At 53.9% G+C, this 959-nt stretch carries 2 protein-coding genes; both read left to right on the top strand.

Annotated elements, in window-relative coordinates:
* Positions 1-513 (top strand): ABC transporter permease (locus tag NW853_RS09665; protein ID WP_414348906.1); only part of this gene is annotated, 513 nt, incomplete at its 5' end.
* A 43-nt stretch (positions 514-556) separates the two neighbouring features.
* Entirely contained in the window at positions 557-832 is a 276-nt protein-coding gene (locus NW853_RS09660; RefSeq protein ID WP_414348905.1) for a hypothetical protein, read from the top strand.
* Positions 833-959 lie beyond the last annotated feature (127 nt).

The following is a 959-nucleotide window of genomic DNA, read 5'->3' as shown; positions in this document are numbered from 1 at the left end:
GCCATTCAAGCTGCCTTAAAACTGAGCCCACTTCTGCTGCTGGGGATCCTCCTGGCCTTTGCCATGCACTGGTTCTTTCGCTCCACCCGTTGGGGCCTATTCGTGCGGGCCGTGGGCGATAACCCGGATGCAGCACGGGCCATGGGGATCTCGGTGCCCAAGGTAAGGGCTCTGTGCATTATGGCGGGCAGCTTCTTGGCAGCCGTGGGAGGAGCTTACCTGTCCTTGTACTACCCCGGCAGTTGGACAGAACGCATTTCCAGCGGACAAGGTTTGATGGCCGTAGCTCTGGTGATCTTCGCCAAGTGGAACCCGTTGCAGTGTTTGTTAGCCGCTTTTTTGTTTGGCGGGGCACAGGCCATTGGGCCGGCCCTGCAGTCGGTGGGCGTGCAGTCTAACTACTACCTGTGGAATGCCGCTCCCTACGTGCTGACCCTGGGGATCATGATCTTGACCGGTTCTCCACGACGAACCCTGGCGGGCATGCCCGGAGCCTTGGGTGCTAGGAAGTAACCTCTGGCCAGTCGAGGTGAACCCGATTTAGGGAGCCCTTGTGATGACGGCTGAACAGACCCGGCCCGCCAATACCTTGACTCTGAGAGAGGTTCACGATCTCTTAGGTCTGTGTCGGGGAGATTCTTTAGAGTTCGAGGAAAAGCTGGACTTGCCCCCTCTGACTGAGCGGGAGACTGAGGAGCTGACTCAACCCCAGGAGTTGTATTTTAGCTATCTGGCCGATGACATTCTGAATGAAGGGCAAGTCAATTTCTGTTTGTTTCTCCGCTTCTTAAACCAGCGGGTTTTCTATCGAGCGGCATCAAAACTGATCTAGAAGAAAATATTGCCAATATTACTGTTGAGGAGGAAGAAAGCTAAGTTGCTATCAAAGGTCGTATGGACTTACAGCCTGTTAATTTAAAATAGGGTACAGGTATTCAAGAGGAAGGAGAGAAAGGGAT

It is taken from the genome of Synechococcus sp. H55.11, assembly GCF_047462475.1.
GTDB lineage: Bacteria > Cyanobacteriota > Cyanobacteriia > Thermostichales > Thermostichaceae > Thermostichus.
Note: the sequence above shows the minus strand (reverse complement) of the source record. Positions and strands in the feature narration are given on the sequence as shown.

Excerpts from the sequence above, each read along its gene's own strand:
- NW853_RS09660 (WP_414348905.1), top strand. The coding sequence starts at position 557 with ATGACGGCTGAACAGACCCGGCCCGCCAATACCTTGACTCTGAGAGAG.